Consider the following 21072-nt stretch of genomic DNA (forward strand, 5'->3'; position numbering starts at 1 on the left):
ACACCATGCCTTTCGTGCAGATAAAGATGGCGCTTGCCGCCGGTCACACGACCAGCCGGGCCTATCCGCCTTTCGACCCGATGCAGGTGTTTGGCAATGGCGACGACAATGCCGCCCAGCCGGCAGCCGCCACCGCCAGCCAGATCTATGGCGCCAAGGTCGAAAGCGAGATGAGCCTGAAGACCGTCGATTTCCCGATCGAGACGGCGGCCTTCGACGAAAAGAGCGACCTTTCTGCCGACGAGGTGGAAAAGGTGGTGCGCGAGGCCGGCACCGATCTGAGCGACGGCGCTGTCCAGGTCGCGTCGCTGCACTATGTCGACCCGCAGCGATTCGGTGACGGCTTCGCCGAGAGCATGGCCGGCTCCTATGACGTCAAGATCGTCCCGGAAAACGTCTCGGTATCGCCGCGTGCCGCCATCGACGACCAGGCGCCGGCTTTCGCCGAGGAAATCATCCCCTTCACCAAGGATCTCGACATTGCCGAGGCCTTCGCTGATTCGGGCTATACCGGCGAGGATGCCACCGGAATGGCCGAGGCGATCGCCAAATTGCTGAATGCCACGGCCCTCAAGGCAGGAACCGTGCTGCGCGTTGGGCTCGAGGTCCATGGCGACGCCGCCAAGATCGTTCGCACCAGCGTGTACGACAGGACCCAGCACATCGTCACCATCGCACTCGACGACCACGACCAATACGTGCCGGCGCAGGAGCCGGAGCCAAATCCCGAATTGCTGACGGCGTTCGACGATTCGCCTGCGCCCATAGTGCGCGGCAATCTGCCGAACGTCTATGACGGCATCTACCGCACCGCCTATTCCTACGGCATGTCCAAGGCGATGACGCAACGGCTGATCAAGTTGCTGGCATCCAGTGTCGACTTCCAGTCGCGCCTCAATCCCACGGACCGCATCGAGGTGCTGTTCTCGCAGCCCGATGGCGACGACCAGGCGTCCGACGAATCCGAGCTGCTTTACGTCTCCGCGACTTTCGGCGGCACGACGCGAAATTTCTACCGTTTCCAGATGCAGGACGGCAGCACCGACTATTTCGACGGAAACGGCAGCAGCGCCGAGCAGTTCCTGCTGCGCAATCCCTTGCCCAATGGCCGATTTACATCCGGGTTCGGTGCGAGGCGCCACCCCATTTTGGGGTATGTGAAGATGCATACCGGCACCGACTGGGCAGCTCCCGTAGGATCGCCGATCATTGCCGCAGGCAATGGCGTCGTCGAAAAGGCCGGCTGGGCCGGTGGCTATGGCAAGCAGATCATCTTGCGTCACGCCAATGGCTACGAGACGTCCTACAATCACCAGAGCGCGTTTGCCAAAGGCATCGAGCCGGGTGTTCGCGTTCGCCAGGGTCAGGTTATCGGCTATCTCGGCTCAACCGGCCTCTCCACCGGTCCGCACCTTCATTACGAACTGATCGTCAACGGCACCAAGGTCGATTCGATGCGCGTCCGCCTGCCGGTCGGCAAGACGCTGAAGGGCGACGACCTCGTCGCCTTCAAGCGCGAGCGCGAACGCATCGACGACCTGCTCAAGCAGGAAGACAGCAATCAGTTGAAGGTCGCGAGCGCCAAGATCGAAGGCTGAGCCGACGTTTTTTCGTGGTCAGCCCTGCTGATTCGCCGTGTCGCGCACCCATGGCAGCCGCTCGCCCGAAACCGTCGTCCAGGCGGTGATTGCCGAAAGCAGGCAAAGCAGCGCGGTCACCGCGGCAACGGCTGCGAATGCCGCGTCGCTGGCGGCAAGTCGTGCCGCATCGAGGCCGGGCGCCAGGCCGGCTGGCGGCGGTTCGCCGAAACCCGGAAGGCCGGTGCCGGCACCGGTGCTGAGCACGCCAGCATAAACCCAGGCCGCCAGCGATCCCATCGCCGCCACGGCGATCAGGCCGCCGATCCGCGAGACGGCGTTGTTGATGCCCGAGGCCGCACCCGTATCCTTGTCCTCGACCGCCGTCATGATGGCGGTCGACAGCGGCGATACCACCAGCGCCATGCCGAACCCCATCAGAGCCATCAGCGGGAATACCCCCAGCCAGAAACTGTGGATGCCCCAATAGGCCAGCAAGGCAAGTCCGGCAAAGGCGAGAGCCACAACCAGACTGCCGCTGGCGATCGGAAAGCGAGGCCCGATGCGGTCGGACCACTGGCCAACCGGTCCGGATAACAGTGCCATCAACGCCGACAGCGGCAGGAATATAAAGCCGACCTCGGCCGCGCTCAGCCCCCATCCGGCGATCATGAGCATCGGCAGATAGAACAAATTGGCCGACAGGGCGAAATAAAGGAAGAAGGTCGCCACGTTGGCGCCCGCGAACGCGCCGATCCGAAACAGCGACAGATCGATCATCGGCTCGCGCCGCCGGCGCTCGAAGACGATGAACACGACGAGCAAAACCGCACCGGCGGCGATACTCGGGCCGGACATCAGCCCCTCCCCGTCACCACTCATCGAGGTCAGGCCGTAAGCGAGAGCTCCGAACGCCAATATGGCGAGTGCAGCGCCGCCGAGATCGAGGCTGCGCTTTTCCGCCGGCGCGTCGGCAGGGATCTTGGCCAGCAGAAGATAGATCGAGATAAGACCGAGCGGCAGATTGATGGCGAAGATCGCCCGCCAGATGCCGTTGCCGAACACCGACAGCACGAAGCCGCCCAGCACCGGGCCGAGCGCCGTCGTCAGTGCCGATGCCGCGGCCCAGATGCCGATCGCCCGGCCGCGTTCCTTTTTTGGATAGGCTTTGGCGATAATGGCCAGGCTGCCCGGCACCATGATGGCCGCTCCGATACCCTGGACAGCCCGAAATGCAATAAGCATCGCCGGGTTAGGCGCCAGCGCGCAGGCAAGCGAGGCGGCAATGAACAGGACGATGCCGGCGACGAAAGAGTGGCGCAGGCCGAAACGATCGCCGGCGGCGCCGCCGACGAGAATGAGGGCTGAAAGCGTCAATGCATAGGCGTTGGATATCCATTGCGCCTCGGCCAGGCTGGCGCCGAGATCGACGCGGATAGCCGGCGTCGCAATGGCCAGGACCGATCCATCGATAAAGCCGAGCGCGGAAGCCAGAATCGCGGCGATCAGCACGAACCGCCGCCGCGCCCGCGGGCAGAACGTATCGGCCGGAAGTGAGCCGGTCAGGGGAATGGCGCCAGTACCGACTTTGGTTGGCGTGTGCATGCCGCCTTACCTAGACCGCCGGCATGCCGCCGACAACCGGCCAGCAGGCTGTTCTCGTTGAAACCAGGCCGAACCTGGCCATACAGGCAGGAGAGAACGCCCGTCCGGGTGCAAACGGTGGATGCCGTGCTAGATTCCCGCAACGCTGCAACAAGGGGGAACTACCGCATGAAACGACCGCTCGAGCCCTCGGCGGAAGGACGCGGGCGCGTCGTCGGCATCACCGACGGCGTGTTCGCCATCGCGCTCACGTTGATTGTTCTCGAGATCAGGGTGCCGGCGCATGAAACGGTGCATTCCGAAAGCGAGTTGATCGCCGCGATCACAGCACTGGCGCCGCGCTTCCTGACCTATGCGCTCAGCTTCCTGACGCTGACCATCTTCTGGTTCGGCCAGCAGGCGCAACACGGGTTGATCGCAAAATCCGACCGGCGGCTTGCCACGCTGAACCTCTGCTTCCTCGGCTTCATCGCCTTGCTGCCGTTTTCGACCGATCTTTTGGCCGACTTCCTTGAATTCAGGACCGCGGTGCTCGTCTACTGGCTCAATCTTCTGATGCTGGGACTGACGCTGCTCGCCAGTTGGCGCTACGCGGACAAAAACGGATTTCTGGCCGACGGTGTCGACGCGGAGACCACCCGAACGGTCTATCTGCGCATCGTCAAGGCACAGATCCTGTGGGCGATCGGCGCGGCACTGTGCCTAGCCAGCCCTTTGCTCAGCGTCGGCTTCATCTTGGTGGTGCAGCTGACCTATGCCGCAGCGCTGCGCGCGCCACTGCTGCGCAAGGTCATCGGGTGATTCGAGCGAAGGCGTTGCGCTTCAGTCGACGAACTCCACTATAACGCCGGGCGTCACGATCTTGGCGAGCTCGCGCGCATCCCAATTGGTCAGCCGCACGCAGCCGTGGCTTTCGGTCTTGCCGATCTTGGACGGATCCGGCGTGCCGTGAATGCCGTAGGTCGGCTTGTCCAGTGCGATCCAGACCGAGCCAACCGGGCCGTTCGGCCCCGGCGGGATGGTCAGGATCCTGTCGTTTTCGCCCTGCTTGAAATTGATGTTCGGGTTGTAGGTGTAGTTCGGGTCCAATGCGACACGCGACACCGCATGCGTGCCGGACGGCGACGGCGTATCCGACGAGCCGATGGTCGCCGGATAGGCTGCGACCAGCTTGCCCGCCGCGTCGTAGGCACGGACCTGCTTGTTGGCCTTGTCGGCGATGATGCGCGCCACCGGCGTCGCCACCAGCCTGCCGAAATTGGCAACCTTGATGATGGTGCCCGGACGATTGAAATTGGCGTCCGGATTGAGCTTCTTCAGATAGGTTTCATCCATATGGAAGCGCTCGGCCAGCGCCTCGGGCACCGACGTGTAGCCCATGCGGTCGAGCTGGGCCTTTTGGCTGTAGTCCTCCGGTATCGAAGCGACATAGGGGCCGGCCGCATCCTCGGGCGTGATCGTATAGGAGGCGAATGCATCGCCACCGGATTGCGCCAGGGCGGCCTGGATACCGACCGCGTCGGTGGATTTCAGATTGCTGCCGGTGATTTCATTGTAGGCGGCGAGTGCCTTGTCGACATTCGAGCCGAAGCGTCCGTCGATGACGCCGGGCGACGCACCGGCTCGGTCGAGCAGCACCTGCAGTTCCGCCACGTCCTGACGCGCGCCGAGCGAAAGCGACGGGTCGACCGCCGCCTTGCCGCCTGTGTCTGGCGGCGGGGCTGTGTCTGGCGGTAACGCCGCCTGCTCGTTCGGCACCGTCGGCTCGACCGGCTCGATCGAGGCCTCGTTGAGCGGCTGGCGCTCGATGGTGCGTGGCCTCACCGGCTGCGCTGCCTCCGGATAATCGTTGCCGTAGCCGTCATCCCGCGGCGCTTCGGGGAAGGCATCCATGGAATTGTCGCCATAGGGGTCGTACTCGTCGGCCGGCGGCACGATGATCCTGCCTTCGTCTTCCAACTGCCTGCGGCGGAACCGGGCCGTGTCCTCAGGGTCGAGATAATAGGGATCGTCCTCCTCGACCGGTCCGAGGTTGCGCAAGCGCTCGCGGCGCAAAACACGGCGGTCGAGCCTGGTCTGCGGCGGCTGGATGGCGATGACCTTGCCGGTTTCCGCATCGACGATGACGCGGTTTCCCCTGGCGTCGTAATAGATGTCGAGATTGCCGTCCTGGGCGACAAGAATGCCGCCGTCATTGGCAGCACGAACCACCCGCGGCGCGGTATCGGCCATCGGCGAGGCCATCGCATTCGACGCCAGCAGCCCGGCAGCAAACGCTGAAAGGGTGAGGATGGTGCGCAACATGATGGCCAAAATTCTCCGGTCCGTAATTGCCGCCGCCGGCATTGTCTCTCAAGAGCGCCGCGCGTCCCTTTGGGTGCAAGGACGCTCTAACGCTTTACATCTCCGCATCGTGCTTTGCGAAAATCAAAATCGATTTCGGGCCGATGTGGTCGCCAACCCCTTCGCCAGCAAATCACTTGCACACGATAAGGTTCCAATATGAACCGGGCATGAAGATGGCGGATTTCTGACCGATTAACCGGCAGCGAATCCCAATTCCTTGCGCGCCTGCTTCGTCAGCTTCAGCACGACGAGACGGTGGCTTTCGCGCAGATAATCCTTCAGCGCTTCATCATCCATGCTTTCGCTTGTCCGGCGCTGGATCCATTTCATGCCGCGCGAGGCGAGATACGGCGCCGGCCGAAGGCCCGGCTGTTCCCTCAGCACGTCATAAGCGATCTCGGAGCATTTGAAGGTGACGAACGGCTCCTTGCCTTCACTCCAGCCGCCGATCGCAAACACCTTGCCGCCGACTTTCCAGACAGGGGCGCCACCCCACTGCACGACATGGGTCGTCGAAGGCAGCGAGGCGCAGAAACTGTTGTAGTCGTCCAAAGTCAACTGCGCCCCGCCAGTGGTGTTAGACCATGGACCGACGGTCGGCGTAGCAAAAAGCGGATGCCGGTTTTTCGGAAAAGATCATGGTCGAAATTGAAGCTAGGAATTCCATCCCGATTCGATCGGGATGGAACAGGCTCTTGGCTTGAACTCAGGCGGCCGCCTCGGTTGCCACGACTGCGGGCTTCGAGCGGAAGTTCAAGCGGTCGGATCCGGCGGTGACCTTGACAGTCGAGCCGTCGAGGATCTCGCCGAGCAGTATCTTTTCCGCCAGCGGATCCTGCAATTCCTTCTGCATCACCCGCTTCAGCGGCCGCGCGCCATAGGCCGGGTCGTAACCCTTGGCCGCCAGCCAGTCGATCGCCTCCTGATCGAGCGAAAGCGATATCTTGCGGTCGACAAGCAGGTTTTCCAGCCGCTTGAGCTGGATTTGGACGATCTGGCCCATATCCTGGCGGCGCAGCCGGTGGAACAGGATGACCTCGTCGATGCGGTTGAGGAATTCCGGCCGGAACGAAGCCCTGACGACATTCATCACCTCGTCGCGCACGACGTCGACATCCTGGTCCTCGCCGAGATTGACCAGATATTCGGCGCCGAGATTGGACGTCATGATGATCAGCGTATTGCGGAAGTCGACCGTGCGGCCCTGCCCGTCCGTCAGCCGGCCGTCGTCGAGCACCTGCAGCAGCACGTTGAACACGTCCGGATGCGCCTTCTCGATCTCGTCGAACAGCACGACCTGATAGGGCCGGCGCCGCACCGCTTCGGTCAGCGCGCCGCCTTCCTCATAGCCGACATAGCCGGGAGGCGCGCCGATCAGCCGGGCGACCGAGTGCTTCTCCATGAACTCCGACATGTCGATACGCACCATCGCGCTCTCGTCGTCGAACAGGAAGCTGGCCAGCGCCTTGGTCAGTTCGGTCTTGCCGACGCCCGTCGGCCCGAGGAACATGAACGAGCCGAGCGGCCGGTTCGGGTCCTGCAGGCCGGCGCGCGCACGGCGTACCGCCTTCGATACTGCCTGCACGGCCTCGCCCTGGCCGACGACGCGCTTGCCGATCTCGTCTTCCATGCGCAACAGCTTGTCGCGCTCGCCTTCGAGCATCTTGTCGACCGGGATCCCCGTCCAGCGCGAGACGATATGGGCGACGTGATCGGGGCCGACCACTTCTTCGACCATGCCGGCCTTGCCATCCCTGGCTTCGGCCTGCTTCAGCTGCTTTTCGAGTTCCGGGATCTTGCCGTAGGCAAGTTCGCCGGCGCGCTGGAATTCACCCTGGCGCTGGGCGATGGCAAGTTCATTGCGCGCCTCGTCGAGCTGTTTCTTGAGGTCGGCGGCAAGCCCGAGCTTCTGCTTCTCGGCCTGCCATTTCGAGGTCAGCTCGGTCGATTCCTCCTCGAGGTTCGAGAGTTCCTTCTCGAGCCGGGCGAGCCGGTCCTTCGAGGCGTCGTCCTTCTCGACCTTGAGCGCCTCGCGCTCGATCTTGAGCTGCATGATGCGGCGATCTATCTCGTCCAGCGCCTCGGGCTTCGAATCGACCTGCATGCGGAGCCGCGACGCGGCCTCGTCGACCAGGTCGATCGCCTTGTCCGGCAGGAAGCGGTCAGCGATGTAGCGGTTGGATAGGGTTGCGGCCGCGACCAGCGCCGAATCCGAGATGCGCACCTTGTGGTGCTGCTCGTATTTCTCTTTCAGCCCGCGCAAGATCGAGACGGTGTCTTCGACCGTCGGCTCATTGACGAAGACCGGCTGGAAGCGGCGGGCAAGGGCCGCATCCTTCTCGACATGCTTGCGGTATTCATCGAGCGTAGTGGCGCCGACGCAGTGCAGTTCGCCGCGGGCCAGCGCCGGCTTCAGCAGGTTCGACGCATCCATGGCGCCATCCGCCTTGCCGGCGCCGACCAGCGTGTGCATCTCGTCGATGAACAGGATGATGCCGCCGGCGGCGGACGTGACCTCGGAAAGCACCGCCTTCAGCCGCTCCTCGAACTCGCCGCGGTATTTGGCCCCGGCGATCAGCGAGCCCATGTCGAGCGCCATCAGCTGCTTGTCCTTGAGCGATTCCGGCACATCGCCATTGACGATGCGCAGCGCCAGCCCTTCAGCGATCGCCGTCTTGCCGACGCCGGGTTCGCCAATCAGCACCGGGTTGTTCTTGGTGCGGCGCGACAGCACCTGGATCGTGCGGCGGATCTCGTCGTCACGGCCGATGACCGGGTCAAGCTTGCCCGCGCGAGCGTCCGCCGTCAGGTCGCGCGCGTATTTCTTCAGCGCGTCGTAGCCCTGCTCGGCGCTCGCCGAATCGGCGGTACGACCTTTGCGTACGTCGTTGATGACCTGGTTCAGCTTCTGCGGCGTGACACCGGCCTTGGCCAGGATGTCGGCCGTCTTGGCCGATTTTTCCATGGCGAGCGCCTGCAACAGCCGTTCGACGGTGACGAAGCTGTCACCGGCCTTCTTGGCCAGTTCCTCGGCGGTCGAAAACACCTTTGCCAGCGGCTGGGCCAGATAGAGCTGGCCATTGCCGCCCTCGACCTTGGGCATTGCCTCCAGTGCCGTTTCGACGCCGAGTTTGACGTCCCGGACATTGCCGCCGGCGCGCTCGATCAGCGACGCAGCCAGGCCCTCGTCGTCATCGACGAGGACCTTGAGGATATGCTCGGGGGTGAATTGCTGGTGATTGCGGGAAAGCGCCATGGTTTGCGCGGACTGGATAAAGCCGCGCACGCGCTCGGAATATTTTTCAAGATTCATGCCTGTCTCCTTCCGTCACCGGCCCGCTTCGCGGCACCGGATCAGATTGCGGTGACGGACCCGCCCGTTCGAGCCGGATCCTGTTCACGCAAGATATGGGACGCAAACCACGGACCCTCAAGACGCCTCGACACTGGCGAATGGATAATAATATTGCGAGCACGCAAAACAAAAACGGCGGAGATTTCTCTCCGCCGTCCATACATGTCCCGCAAAAGTGCGCGGCGGTTTTGCGATAACGATATGCATCATCACAATAGGAACCTAACGCGCGTCGCATGAGGCCGGTCGAACGCGACGCGCCTTTGGGCTAAAGGATGCCCTAAGATCGGCCGAACGTTTTTTCGATCAATTCTCGACGTCTGCGATCACAGCTTGACCGCCGGGGCTTTCAGCCGGCGCTGCATCGACATTGCCAGCGTCGGTATTGCCAGTCTCGGTATTGCCAGTCTCGGTGTTGCCAGTCCCGGCATTGCCAGTCTCGGCATTGCCAGTCCCGGCATTGCTTGTCTCGGCATTGCTTGTCTCGGCACTCTCAGGGCCGGCGTTGTCGTTGCCGCCATTTGCCTGTTCGACATCGAGGCGCGGGCGACGCGGGCGCCTGGGGCGGCGGGCCGGGCTGCTTTCGGCAGCGGCTTCGTTGAGCTCGGCCTGGGCGGCGAGACCCGCCGGCGAAAGGTTGTCAAATTGCTGTGCGGGCTCACCCACCAAGATCGGCTCAGCTGCCCGCACGGGCTCCGCCTGCGCCGGAACCTCGTCGCGCCGTGGCTGTTCGACGCGCTGGCCACCCTGCTGCTCGCCGCGCGAGCTATACTCGCCACGCTGGCCGTTCTGGCCGTAACCGCCATTGGGGCGACGGTCGCGGTGGCGTCCGCCATTATTGTCGCGGCCGTCACGGTTATCGCGGCCGCCGCGATTGTCACGGCTGTTTTCCTGGTTCAGCGCCAGCTCGGCCGGCGTGCCATCGATGACCGGCTGCGGGCCGGCCCCCTGATTGACCGTCGAGCCCGATGTCTCGTTGGCATTGTTGTTGCCGGCATTGTCGAACTCGTCGCGATCCTCGTCGCCATCATCGTCGAAATCATCGCGAATCTGCTGGGCGTTCTGGATCGGCATCTGCGCCTGAGCGGCTGCGATGATGCGGTTATAGTGTTCTGCGTGCTGGAGATAGTTTTCCGCCATCACCCGGTCGCCGGAGCTGTGCGCGTCACGGGCAAGGGTTGCGTACTTCTCGGCAATCTGCTGAGCCGATCCGCGGATCTTCACGTCCGGGCCGTTGCTCTCATAGTTGCGCGTCAGGGGATTCGGCCCCTTACGGTTGTTATTGTTATTGCCGCCGCCGCCATTGTTGTTGCGACCGCGCATGCGCCTGTTTTGCTGTTGTGGCCTCATTAGACTCTCTTCACTTTGAAATTTTCGAAAAACTCTTCACGAACGGAGGCGCTCATGCGGCCAGCCGTTTCGTTCTTTCACCGGCGTTCGCCCGCATCAATTGCGTTGGCGCCACGTGCCATCCTGTTCCGGTTACTTCACTTGCCGGACGATTCCCGCACGAAGCTTGGGCGTCGTTTGCGCAAGAAGGCAGCTATTTCCAAGGAAAACCGAATCGCTAAGAGCACTGCCTGCTTCGTCTCATCCGGTTAAGGCGACCCTAGCCGCATTCCCCGGTATTGCCAAGCGCTTTTTTCGCACTGCATCACGGCTTCCACCGTTCGAACACAAGAACTCTGTTGTTTCCGCCGAGATCACGAAACACCCCGACAGAACTGTACCCGGCCGCGGAGAATATCTCCGTAACCTGTTGGTGCTGCGTATGGCCGATCTCGACCGCAATCCTGCCTTGGACTTCCAAATACGCTGCCGCTCCTGCGGCGATCTTCCTGTAGGGGCTCAGACCGTCCACACCGCCATCCAGGGCCTGGCGTGGATCGAAACCGCGGACCTCGTCCTGCAGATTTCCAATGTCGTCTGAGGGTATATAGGGAGGGTTTGCGGCAATTACATGGTACCGGCCAGAAACTTTTTCAAACCAGTCGGATTTGAGCGCCGTGAACCGGCCGGCGAGCCCCAATTCCCTGGCATTGCGCGTGGCGGTGGCCAGCGCCTCTTGCGAAATGTCGACGCCGGTGGCGGTCGCGGCCGGAACCGCGCTGAGCAACGCCAGCGCGATGGCACCGGTGCCGGTCCCGAGATCGAGGATGCGGCAACCGCCTTCGCGTGCCGCCGTTGCCTTAACGAAAGGCAGCACCGCCTCGACCAGCGTTTCGGTATCCGGTCGCGGCTCCAGCGTTTGCGGCGAAAGCGAAAGGCGCAAGCCGTAGAATTCGCGGTAACCGAGGACGCGGTGCACCGGTTCGCCGGCGACGCGCCGCCGCAAAGCGGCATCGATTGCCGCCGTCACGTCCGCATCGACCGCGCACCCAGGATCGGCGATGGCCTGCGTGCGGTTCGTGCCGGAAAAATGCTCGACGATCAGCCTGGAATCGAGCGCCGGATCCGCAATCCCGGCTGCGGCGAGCCGGTTTCGCGCTTCCCGCAGCAGCGGCGCCAGAGTGGCGGGCAGGCTGTCAGCCATCGATGCCTATATCGGCGAGCAGCTTCGACTGGTGATCGGCTATCAGCGCGTCGATGATCTCGTCGAGTTCACCCATCATCACCCGGTCGAGCTTGTAGAGCGTCAGGTTGATGCGATGATCGGTGACGCGACCCTGCGGAAAATTATAGGTGCGGATGCGTTCCGAGCGGTCGCCCGAGCCAACCTGCGACTTGCGCGATTCTGAACGTTCCTCGTCCGCTTTGCTGCGTTCGAGGTCGTAAAGCCTGGCGCGCAGGATCTGCATGGCCTTCGCCCGGTTCTGGTGCTGCGATTTTTCCGCCTGCACTACCATGATGCCGGTCGGCAGATGGGTGATGCGCACGGCCGAATCGGTGGTGTTGACGTGCTGCCCGCCGGAACCCGAGGCGCGCATCGTGTCGATGCGGATGTCTTCGGCCCGGATGTCGATGTCGACCTCTTCGGCTTCCGGCAGCACCGCGACCGTCGCCGCCGAAGTGTGGATGCGCCCGCCCGCCTCGGTCGTCGGCACGCGCTGCACCCGGTGCACGCCGGATTCGAACTTCAGATGGGCAAAGACGCCCTTGCCCGAAACGGTGGCGATGATTTCCTTGTAGCCGCCGACTTCGCCTTCGCTGGCCGACACCGTCTCGAAACGCCAGCCATGCGCCGCTGCATAGCGCTCGTACATGCGAAACAGGTCGCCGGCAAAAAGCGCCGCCTCGTCACCGCCGGTGCCGGCGCGGATTTCGAGGATGGCGTTCTTGTCGTCTGCGGCATCCTTGGGCAACAGCAGGATCTGGATGTCCTTTTGCAGTACCTCGATGCGATGCTTGACCTCCGGCAGGTCGGCCTCGGCCAAGGCGCGCATCTCGGCGTCGGTGCCCTTGTCGGCGAGCATCGCCTCCAGATCGGCCTGTTCGCGCTCGGCGGCGCGCAGTGCCCTGATCTTTGCCACCATCTGCTGGATGTCGGCATATTCGGAGGCCATCCTCACATAGGCGTCCGGCGCCGGCCCGGCCGACATCTGCGCTTCGAGCATGTCGAAACGCTTGACGACTTGATCCATACGGTCGCGGGGCAGGTTGATCATGGTCCTGGAACTTCGATGGGATTCACGTCAGGGCGAGTCGAAAATGACGGATTTCGAGAACCGGAGCGGAATGTACATTTAAGTACATGGGCACCGGAAGCGCAGAAAATCGACATTTGCAGGCCGCCCTCACGTGAATCTACAGCGGTATGGAGCGGTCGTCGGCAAACGCCTGCAGCAGCGCCCGCATCGGCAGGCCATGCGCCGGCGCCATCAGATTGTCGTCGAAGAACGCTTCCAGCTCGCTGAGCGGCAGTTCCGTCAGCATCGCCTTGACCGGGCCGATCGATGCCGGCGACATCGAGATCGAGCGGTAACCAAGGCCGATCAGCGCCATCGCTGAAATCGGCTTGCCGGCAAGTTCGCCGCACAGGGTCACCGGCGTATTGTTGCGCGCCCCGGCGTCGGCAATCTGCTTCAGGACGCGCAGGAACGGCGTCGAGAGCGGGTCGAAGCGGTCGGACAACTGGGTGTTGCCGCGATCCACCGCCATCACGAACTGGAACAGGTCGTTCGAGCCGACCGAGACGAAATCGACCGCCTTCGTCAGTTCGTCGAGCTGGAACAGCAGCGACGGCACCTCCAGCATCGCCCCGAGTTTGAGGCTGGTCGGCAAATGATGGGCAAAGCGCGACAGATGCCGCACCTCGCGATCGATGATCTCGCGCGCCTGCGCAATCTCGCCGAGTTCGGTCACCATCGGCAGCATCAGCTTCAGTTCGCGTCCGCCGCACGCCTTGAGCAGCGCGCGGATCTGGGTACGCAGCAATCCGGGCCGGTCGAGGGTCAGGCGGATGGCGCGCCAGCCGAGTGCCGGGTTCTCTTCCTGAATCGAGCCCTTGAAATAGGGCAGCACCTTGTCGCCGCCGATATCGATGGTGCGGAATGTCACCGGCTTGCCGCGCGCCGCTTCGAGCACGTCACGATAGAGCCGCTCCTGGGCTTCGGCGCGCGGAAAGGTCGAGGCGACCATGAATTGCAGTTCGGTGCGGAACAGGCCGATGCCGGCCGCACCTGCTTCGGCCAGTTGCGGCAAATCCACCGCCAGTCCGGCATTCATCAGAAGATCGACCTGGACTCCGTCCTTGGTCACCGACGGCTTCTTGCGCAGCTCGCGGTAGACCTCCTGCCGCCGCGCCCTGAAGCGCACTTTCTCGGCATAGGCCGCCTCGAGGTCGGGCTGCGGGCGCAGATGGATCGTGCCTTCCTCGCCGTCGACGATGATGGCATCGCCGTTTTCCGCCATGGAAACGGCGCCCTTCATCTGGCCGGCGACGGGTATGCCCATGGCTCGCGCCACGATGACGACATGGCTGGTCGCGGCGCCGTCTTCCAGCACCAGCCCGCGCAGCTTGTCCCTGGGATAATCGAGCAGCTCGGCAGCCCCCATCGAGCGGGCGACGATGATGGCGTCCTTGGGCAGCGAGGCCGCGACGTCCTCCGGTCCGCGCCCCATCAGCTGCCGCAGCAGCCGATTGGCGAGATCGTCGAAATCGCTCATCCGTTCCCGCAGATACGGATCGGTCATATGCAGCATGCGGGCACGCATGTCGCTCTGCACCTTTTCGACCGCCGCTTCGGCCGTCAGGCCATTGCGGATCGCCTCCTCCAGCCGGCGCACCCAGCCGCGGTCGTTGGCGAACATGCGATAGGCTTCGAGCACCTGGCGATGCTCGCCCTCGAAGGCGACATCGCGGCGCTCCAGCATGTCGTCGATGGAGAGCCTGAGCGAGCCGAGCGAGGCGTCGAGCCGCCTGACCTCTTCCTCGCTGTCCTCGTTGAACAGGTTGGTGACGACGATACGCGGCTCGTGCAGCACCACATGGCCGAGCCCGACGCCTTCATTGAAGGACAGGCCGGTAAAGCTTACCGGCCGACGCAGATCGAGCTCAAGGCCGGGCCTTGTCAGCCGCTCCAGATCGCCGGTGGCGATCATCTCGGCGATCACCATCGCCGTCGTTTCCAGCGCCTCGACCTCGTCGTCGCGATAATGGCGCATGGTCTTGTTCTGCACGACCAGGACGCCGAGCGTCCGCCCTGCCCGCAGCACCGGCACGCCGAGGAAGGAATTGTATATCTCTTCTCCTGTCTCCGGCAGGTAGGCGAAGGCAGGATGCTCCTGCGCGTTGGAGAGGTTGAGCGGCCGCGCCGAGGCCGCGATCGTGCCGACCAGGCCTTGGCCCAGCCTGAGCTGCGCCAGGTGGACGGCGTTCGGGTTCAAGCCTTCGGTGGCGTAGAGTTCGAGCACCGAATCGGCGCGCAGAACATAAAGCGAGCAGACCTCGGCAACCATGTTGGAGGCGATGTCGCGCACGATTCGGTCAAGCCGCTCCTGCGGCTCCAGCGGCTCTTGCATGAGCTCGCGGAGCCGTTTCAGCAAAACGCGCGGGCCACTGGCCGAATCACGCATCGCGGCTTCTTCTCCAATAGCGTTTCAACCGGTGCAGGTTGCCCTGCACAGCGGCACAAACGCAACAACTCAATTAGAGCGCCATCGTCCAATTGGACGCATAAAGACCGCTCCAAGCCTTTCGATCCGCCGCATCCCGCCTTCCGAAAATCGACTCCGATTTTCGGGCCGATGCAGTCTGCTACTGCTTATCCAGACCGTACACGGAATGCAAAGTGCGAACTGCTAGTTCCGTATAGGGACCGTCGATCAGGATCGAAATCTTGATTTCGGACGTTGTGATGGCGCGGATGTTGATCGCGCGGTCGGCCAGCGCCTTGAAGGCGGTGGCGGCGACGCCTGCATGGCTGCGCATGCCGATGCCGATGACCGAGACCTTCGACATGCCGGCTTCCGACTGCACCACGTCGTAGCCGATCGTCGCCTTCAGCCGTTCGAGCACGGCAAGCGCCTTGTCGACGTCGCCGGATGGCACGGTAAAAGTCATGTCAGTGAACTTGCCGTCCTCGGAAATGTTCTGGACGATCATATCGACATTGATGTTGGCCTCGGCCAGCGGCCCGAAAATGCCGGCGGCGACGCCCGGCCGGTCGCCGACGCGGCGCAGCGAAATCTGCGCTTCGTCCTTGGCATAGGCAATTCCGGTGACGACCTGCTGTTCCACGATCTCTTCCTCGTCGCAAATAAGCGTTCCCGGCGGATTGAGCAAATCCCCCATTCCGGGTGCATCGGGATCGTCGAAGGACGACCGCACAAAGGTACGCACCCTGTGCACCATGGCAAGCTCGACCGAGCGCACCTGCAGGACCTTGGCCCCGAGCGAGGCCATTTCGAGCATTTCCTCGAAGGAAATCTTGGCCAGCCGCCGCGCCTTCGGCTCGATGCGCGGATCGGTCGTGTAGACGCCGTCGACATCGGTGTAGATATCGCAGCGGTCGGCCTTGACCGCCGCCGCGATGGCGACAGCGCTGGTATCGGAACCGCCGCGGCCGAGCGTTGCGATCCGGTTGTCCGGCCCGATGCCCTGGAAACCGGCGACCACCGCCACCTGGCCTTCGCCGAAGCGCTTGATCAGGAACGCACCATCGATATCGAGAATGCGCGCCGCGCCATGCGCGTTATCGGTCTTGATCGGAATCTGCCAGCCTTGCCAGGAACGGGCATGCACGCCGATGTTCTGCAGCGCGATCGCCAGCAAGCCGGCCGTAACCTGTTCGCCGGAAGCGACTACGGCGTCATATTCGCGCGCATCGTGCATTGGCGAGGCCTCGCGCGTCCATTGCACGAGCTCGTTGGTCTTGCCGGCCATCGCCGAGACCACCACAGCGACTTCATGCCCGGCATCGACCTCGCGTTTGACATGGCGCGCCACATTGCGGATGCGGGCGATGTCGGCGACGGACGTTCCGCCGAATTTCATCACGATGCGCGCCATGGAAGCGAAATGCCTTTGACTGGGTGCCGGACCGAAGGCCGAAAAGTGGAAAAATGCGCCACGCTGTAGCGAGGCGCTCAATGCGCGGCCTCCTTAGCCAAATGACAGTCGTTTCGCAAGGCGTGCCGCCGCTGGCGGCCGGGCGACACACCAGCGCAGCATCGTGCCTGCCCTGCGTCTTGCCAATATGATGCGCGCTTCAGCCCAGCTGTGCCGTGGCTCTCCACAGGCGCGGATAGTCGAGGACGAAGCCGACCGGCGAGACCTCCAGCATCTCGTTGTAGCCGAACATCGGGGCGGCATAGGCGTAATGTGCAGCATCGACGCGCTGATAGGTTTGCTCGAGGCGAACGAGCCTGAGTTCGGGAAATGTCAGATAGGCTGCCGGCGCGGGCGTCGCCATACCGACATCGAGGGCAAAACGGCGAAGCGCCAAAAGGTTTGTGGCGGGCGTGAAGCCGAGATCGACATCGATGAGACCGTCGACTTCCGCTTGATGCTCGCCGTTCAGCGTCCATTGGCGCTCGGTCAGCCGGTCGATCCTGTAATGCAGCTGTTGCGTGCCGAGAAAGCCGTCGGCGCGCGCCGATCGTGTATGCCAATCGGCGTCGCAGTCCGCCTCGTAGGCGATGCTGCACGGCTCGCCGTCCTGGACGAAAAGCGCGTGTCCCCTGAGGTTCCACCCGGAACTCGCTTCCGACAGAAGGCAAGCGTCGTGGCCTTCCTGGTCAAGCCGGCGCCAAAGAATGGAAGCAACCGCTCGCATCATTGCGCACTCCTCCGAACCCGATGTCTCTGCTTCGTCCGCCAAAGCCTAGGCGTTTCCTTCCGGCACACCATCAACTGACACGTGCTGACACAAATGCAGCCGGCAAAAGGCGGCGCCGGAAGGCATCGCGCACATCGCACCGCCGGCGGTGAATTTCGCGCCTTGACATTCGCAGCCTCGCGCCCGACTTCCTAGCGTCCGAGGAGACCACGCCATGCCTGAGCCCCGACGATCGACGATCGATGCCGGAGAGGTGGAACGCTTTTCCGCCCTTGCCGCCGAATGGTGGAACCCGAACGGCAAGTTCCGCCCGTTGCACAAGTTCAACCCGATCCGGCTTGCCTATATCCGCGACCAGGTGGCGGCCCGCTTCGGCCGCGATCCGCGTGCGGCACGGCCGTTCGAAGGCCTGCGCTTCCTTGACATCGGCTGCGGCGGCGGGCTTTTGTGCGAGCCGATGGCGCGGCTTGGCGCCGAAGTGGTCGGCGCCGATGCCTCCGCCACCAACATTGAAGTGGCCAAGCTGCATGCGGCGGAAGTCGGCGTGAGCGTGGATTATCGCGCCACGACCGCGGAAGACCTTGCCGATGCCGGCGAAAAATTCGACGTCATCCTCAACATGGAAGTGGTCGAGCATGTCGCCAATGTCGATCTGTTTCTGGCCAAATGCGGCGAGATGGTCAAGCCCGGCGGCATCATGTTCGTCGCCACCATCAACCGCACGCTGAAGGCCCTGGGCCTGGCCATCATCGGCGCCGAATATGTGCTGCGTTGGCTGCCACGCGGCACCCACCAGTTCGGCAAGCTGGTGCGCCCCGAGGAACTGGAAAAGGCGCTTGCCGGCGCCGGTCTGACCGTCATCGACCGCACCGGCGTCACCTACAACCCGCTCGCCGACCGCTGGCAGCGCTCGAAGGACATGGACGTCAACTACATGGTGCTGGCGGAGAAGGCATCCGTCTGAAGCTTATGCCTTCTCGCCCCTATGTCTTCTGGCTTTGCGCCCTGGTGGTGATGAACACGCCGGCGGTGATGATGACGGCACCGGCCCAGGTCAGCAGTTGATAGCGCTCGCCGAGGAAGAGGGTCCCGGCAAACAGCCCGACCGCCGCCGCGACGTAGCCGATCTGGCTGAGATAGACCGGGCCGCCGACCGCTTGCAGGCGGAAGAAGAAGGCGAACATCGCCGAGGCTGATGCCATCTGTGCCGCAGCGACCAGCGGCACGCCGCCGAGCGAGCCGAATGCATTGCCTTCCAGCAGCACCAGAATGCCGGCAAGCAGCATCAAAGCTGCTGCCAGATGGCTGCCCCCCGACGGCGAGCTCGATCGGGCCGGTGCCTTCGGGCCAGTCGACGGTACGGTAAATGTTGCCGGCGGCGAGGCTGACGGGGATGAGCAGGCCCATCGCAACCCAGAAAAATTCGGCCGGCTGGCCCGCTTCGCCGCGCGTCACGGCCACCATGACTGCGCCCACGAAACCGACGGCGATGCCGACGACGCCCAGCGTGGTCGGGCGCCTGACGCCGAGCAGAATCGAGAACACCAGCGTGACGACCGGCGACAGCGTGAACATGATGCCGCTATAGCCGGCGCCCAGATGCGGAATCGCTGAAAACATCAGCAGATTGGGGATTGCGTAGGAGACGGCCGCGGTCACGAAGAAATAGCGCTGCCTGTGCAGCGTAAGCCGCATGCGCTGCCCGTTGAGCAGCAATGCGCACAAAAGCACGCCGCCGGCGCCAAGCGAGATGACGAAGGCCCAGACCATGGCGGGCACGCCGGCCATCGTCGCGATCTTGCCGAACGGCAGCGTCAGGCCGAGCAGTCCGCCGGTGACGACCAGAAGGCCAAGCGCCGAGTCCCAGAGAAATTTCATCGCACCATCCCGTCGCCCGTTCGCGGCCCTTGGCCTACACCACAAGCTGAGGTAAGATAATATAAAGATTCTTCACGTCAAGATACATAACGGTGAGAGACATGGATCGCGCGGCAAAAGCGATCGAGCAATGGAAAAAGGAACGGCCGGATCTCGATGTCTCGCCGATGGCCGTGCTTGGACGGTTGAACGAGGCCGCCTCGTTGATCGCACGAGAGCGGCTGGCGCCGCTGTTTGCAAGTTACGGGCTGCAATCCGGAGAATTCGACGTGCTGGCGACGCTGCGTCGTTGCGGGCCGCCATATGCGCTGACGCCGACGGCTCTGTACGAGGCGACGATGGTGACGTCGGGCGCGATGACCAACCGCCTCGATCGGCTCGAGAAATCCGGCCTGATCAAGCGCGGGCCGCACCCCGACGATCGCCGCGGGATTATTGTGCAGCTGACCGGGAAGGGCCTCGCTTTGATCGATGAGGCGGTGACTGCTCACGTCGCCAACGAGCACCAGATACTTTCTGGGTTAGCACGCCCGGAGCAGACCATGCTGGCCCGCCTGCTCGAAAAACTGATCGCGAGCTTGAGCTAACCGAACCGGCCAAGGGCCGGGCCGAGGGGATGGAAAAAGCTCAGATCTTGGTCGCAGAGCCTCGTTTGGGCCGGCGAACAGCTCTGATCTTGCCGCTGTTTCCGCCACCGCAGAAAAACTGGTCGCCGCCATCGGATTCGAGCCCCGACACGCCTGTTCCCGGCGGCATATCGAGCTTCTCCAGAACCTTTCCCGTTTCAGGATCGATCCGCCGGACATCGCTCTCCTCACCCTCCCAGGTGCCATGCCACAGCTCGCCGTCGACCCAGCTGACGCCGGTGACGACGCGGTTGGAAACGATGGTGCGAAGGATTGCCCCTGTCTCGGGATCGACCTGATGAATCTTTCGGCCCCGATGCTGGCCGACCCAGAGTGTTCCTTCGGCCCAGGCGAGCCCGGAATCACCGCCATTGCCGGGCGCCGGGATCGTCGCCAGGACCTGGCCATTCTTCGGATCGATCTTCTGGATGCGATCCTCGGCGATCTGATAGAGGTGCTGGCCGTCGAAGGCCGTTCCGGCGTGTGCCGCGACGTCGATCGAGCGCACCACTTTGCCGCTCGCCGGATCGAAGGCGTTCAATCTGTCGCCTGAGGCAAACCAGACATGCTCACCGTCGAAGGTAACGCCGTCCACGTGGTCGACACCCGGAAAGGGTCCATATTCTCGAAGGATTTCGGCTGCGGATCGTTCCATAATTCCATCCTAGTAGCCCGGCAGTGGGCCGGGGAGTAACAAGATTGTCGGGAAACCCGTCAGCGGCGGGGTCATCCAGCGACGCGCCCGTCCGCGGCCGAACGACTGCACCTTGCCGGCCTGGGCGAGCTGCTCGAGCGCTCGCTGCACGGTACGCGAACTGGCTCCAAGCGCAATCGCCAGGGCCGAACTCGACCAAGACTCGCCGTCCGCGAGGAAGGCGAGCACGGCGGCATGCTCTTCTTCGACGGGTGGCGCCAGCACGACGACCTCACCTGCGCGGCGCGGGGCCAGCGCAAAGCCCCGCTTCGTCGCGCTCACATCCGCCAAGCTCCGAAGCTCCGCGCGAAGCCGCCCGACTTCGACCCGTAACCGTGCGCGATGTGATTCGTCCGCGTCCTTTCCGCGGAAAGCGCGCGCAATGAGCGTCGATCTTGCCACGTCCCCCGGCCAGGCTTCGGCCAGCGCGCGGGCCAGCGCGAACAGCACCGGGCGGGTCGCCAGCGAGACAACCGTATCTGCGACCCGCACGACATTGCGGCATGCATCCACCACGAGCGCCCCCGACGCCAGGAGCGCTTCGACTTCATCGAGCAGGAGGGGCCGTTCCCCGCCACGCGCGACAAGGCGTGCGGCCGGCGTGTCCAGCACCAGCGATGCGCTCTCCACCTCCGCGATCAGTGCGGGGATGCCGGACGCGGGCCCCCCCCCGGCCCCCCCCCCCCGAGGGGCGCCCCCCCCGCCCCGCGGCACCCGCCCGCAGGGCCAGCACGGGCCCCCGCAGGGGGTGTTAAAAAAGAACCACGCCCCC

15 protein-coding genes and 2 pseudogenes (1 of these 17 running past the window's edge) are annotated in these 21072 nt (G+C 63.7%); 4 read left to right on the forward strand and 13 right to left on the reverse strand.

Annotated elements, in window-relative coordinates:
* On the forward strand, positions 1 to 1598 hold the 3' portion of the coding sequence (locus NKJ84_RS12440; protein WP_352506679.1) for a M23 family metallopeptidase. The gene continues 361 nt to the left of window position 1, outside the view; the window shows 1598 of its 1959 coding nt (coding positions 362–1959); the start codon falls outside the window, past its left edge; it ends in the stop codon at positions 1596 to 1598.
* Between the two features lie 18 nt (positions 1599 to 1616).
* On the opposite strand, the gene NKJ84_RS12445 is transcribed toward NKJ84_RS12440, so the two are convergent.
* Positions 1617 to 3182, reverse strand: coding sequence for an MFS transporter (locus tag NKJ84_RS12445; protein WP_352506680.1), 1566 nt, complete (start codon positions 3180 to 3182; stop codon positions 1617 to 1619).
* A gap of 168 nt (positions 3183 to 3350) precedes the next feature.
* On the opposite strand from NKJ84_RS12445, the gene NKJ84_RS12450 reads away from it, so the two are divergent.
* The gene (locus tag NKJ84_RS12450; protein WP_352506681.1) at positions 3351 to 3983 is read left to right on the forward strand and encodes a TMEM175 family protein; all 633 of its coding nucleotides are present in this window, start codon (positions 3351 to 3353) and stop codon (positions 3981 to 3983) included.
* Between the two features lie 21 nt (positions 3984 to 4004).
* On the opposite strand, the gene NKJ84_RS12455 is transcribed toward NKJ84_RS12450, so the two are convergent.
* The 9 genes from NKJ84_RS12455 to NKJ84_RS12495 all read right to left on the reverse strand — a co-directional run bounded on the left by NKJ84_RS12455 (position 4005) and on the right by NKJ84_RS12495 (position 17102).
* Positions 4005 to 5486: a L,D-transpeptidase family protein gene (locus NKJ84_RS12455; RefSeq protein WP_352506682.1), complete on the reverse strand. Its 1482-nt coding sequence runs from the start codon at positions 5484 to 5486 to the stop codon at positions 4005 to 4007.
* A gap of 234 nt (positions 5487 to 5720) precedes the next feature.
* Positions 5721 to 6086 (reverse strand): MmcQ/YjbR family DNA-binding protein, encoded by a 366-nt coding sequence (locus NKJ84_RS12460; protein ID WP_352506683.1) that lies wholly within the window; start codon positions 6084 to 6086, stop codon positions 5721 to 5723.
* Positions 6087 to 6234: 148 nt separating this feature from the next.
* Entirely contained in the window at positions 6235 to 8841 is a 2607-nt protein-coding gene (gene clpB / locus NKJ84_RS12465; RefSeq protein WP_254816714.1) for an ATP-dependent chaperone ClpB, read from the reverse strand.
* 348 nt (positions 8842 to 9189) lie between these two features.
* The gene (locus NKJ84_RS12470) at positions 9190 to 10206 is read right to left on the reverse strand and encodes a DUF4167 domain-containing protein (protein WP_352506684.1); all 1017 of its coding nucleotides are present in this window, start codon (positions 10204 to 10206) and stop codon (positions 9190 to 9192) included.
* Between the two features lie 331 nt (positions 10207 to 10537).
* On the reverse strand, positions 10538 to 11416 hold the full coding sequence (gene prmC / locus NKJ84_RS12475) for a peptide chain release factor N(5)-glutamine methyltransferase (protein ID WP_352506685.1): 879 nt from the start codon (positions 11414 to 11416) through the stop codon (positions 10538 to 10540).
* Positions 11409 to 12488, reverse strand: coding sequence for a peptide chain release factor 1 (gene prfA / locus NKJ84_RS12480; protein ID WP_352506686.1), 1080 nt, complete (start codon positions 12486 to 12488; stop codon positions 11409 to 11411). Before prfA ends, prmC begins: the two co-directional genes overlap by 8 nt.
* Positions 12489 to 12627: 139 nt before the next feature.
* The gene (ptsP, locus tag NKJ84_RS12485) at positions 12628 to 14898 is read right to left on the reverse strand and encodes a phosphoenolpyruvate--protein phosphotransferase (protein ID WP_352506687.1); all 2271 of its coding nucleotides are present in this window, start codon (positions 14896 to 14898) and stop codon (positions 12628 to 12630) included.
* 181 nt (positions 14899 to 15079) lie between these two features.
* The gene (locus NKJ84_RS12490) at positions 15080 to 16333 is read right to left on the reverse strand and encodes an aspartate kinase (RefSeq protein ID WP_254816709.1); all 1254 of its coding nucleotides are present in this window, start codon (positions 16331 to 16333) and stop codon (positions 15080 to 15082) included.
* A 199-nt stretch (positions 16334 to 16532) separates the two neighbouring features.
* Complete coding sequence (locus NKJ84_RS12495; RefSeq protein WP_352506688.1) at positions 16533 to 17102, reverse strand: putative glycolipid-binding domain-containing protein; 570 nt, start codon at positions 17100 to 17102, stop codon at positions 16533 to 16535.
* A gap of 214 nt (positions 17103 to 17316) precedes the next feature.
* On the opposite strand from NKJ84_RS12495, the gene ubiG reads away from it, so the two are divergent.
* Complete coding sequence (gene ubiG, locus NKJ84_RS12500; protein ID WP_023675148.1) at positions 17317 to 18066, forward strand: bifunctional 2-polyprenyl-6-hydroxyphenol methylase/3-demethylubiquinol 3-O-methyltransferase UbiG; 750 nt, start codon at positions 17317 to 17319, stop codon at positions 18064 to 18066.
* A 19-nt stretch (positions 18067 to 18085) separates the two neighbouring features.
* Here the strand turns inward: ubiG and NKJ84_RS12505 are convergent.
* A pseudogene (locus NKJ84_RS12505) lies at positions 18086 to 18980 on the reverse strand (DMT family transporter).
* Positions 18981 to 19081: 101 nt separating this feature from the next.
* Here NKJ84_RS12505 and NKJ84_RS12510 point away from each other — a divergent pair.
* Positions 19082 to 19567 carry a MarR family winged helix-turn-helix transcriptional regulator gene (locus NKJ84_RS12510; RefSeq protein ID WP_352506689.1) on the forward strand — a complete coding sequence of 162 codons (486 nt, stop codon included), beginning with the start codon at positions 19082 to 19084 and terminating at the stop codon, positions 19565 to 19567.
* Positions 19568 to 19607: 40 nt separating this feature from the next.
* Here the strand turns inward: NKJ84_RS12510 and NKJ84_RS12515 are convergent, their stop codons facing one another.
* Positions 19608 to 20261 carry a Vgb family protein gene (locus NKJ84_RS12515; protein WP_352506690.1) on the reverse strand — a complete coding sequence of 218 codons (654 nt, stop codon included), beginning with the start codon at positions 20259 to 20261 and terminating at the stop codon, positions 19608 to 19610.
* A 9-nt stretch (positions 20262 to 20270) separates the two neighbouring features.
* A pseudogene (locus NKJ84_RS12520) lies at positions 20271 to 20951 on the reverse strand (winged helix-turn-helix domain-containing protein); the annotation flags it as partial.
* Between the last annotated feature and the right edge of the window lie 121 nt (positions 20952 to 21072).

Source organism: Mesorhizobium sp. M0048 (genome assembly GCF_040323405.1).
Classification (GTDB): Bacteria; Pseudomonadota; Alphaproteobacteria; order Rhizobiales; family Rhizobiaceae; genus Mesorhizobium.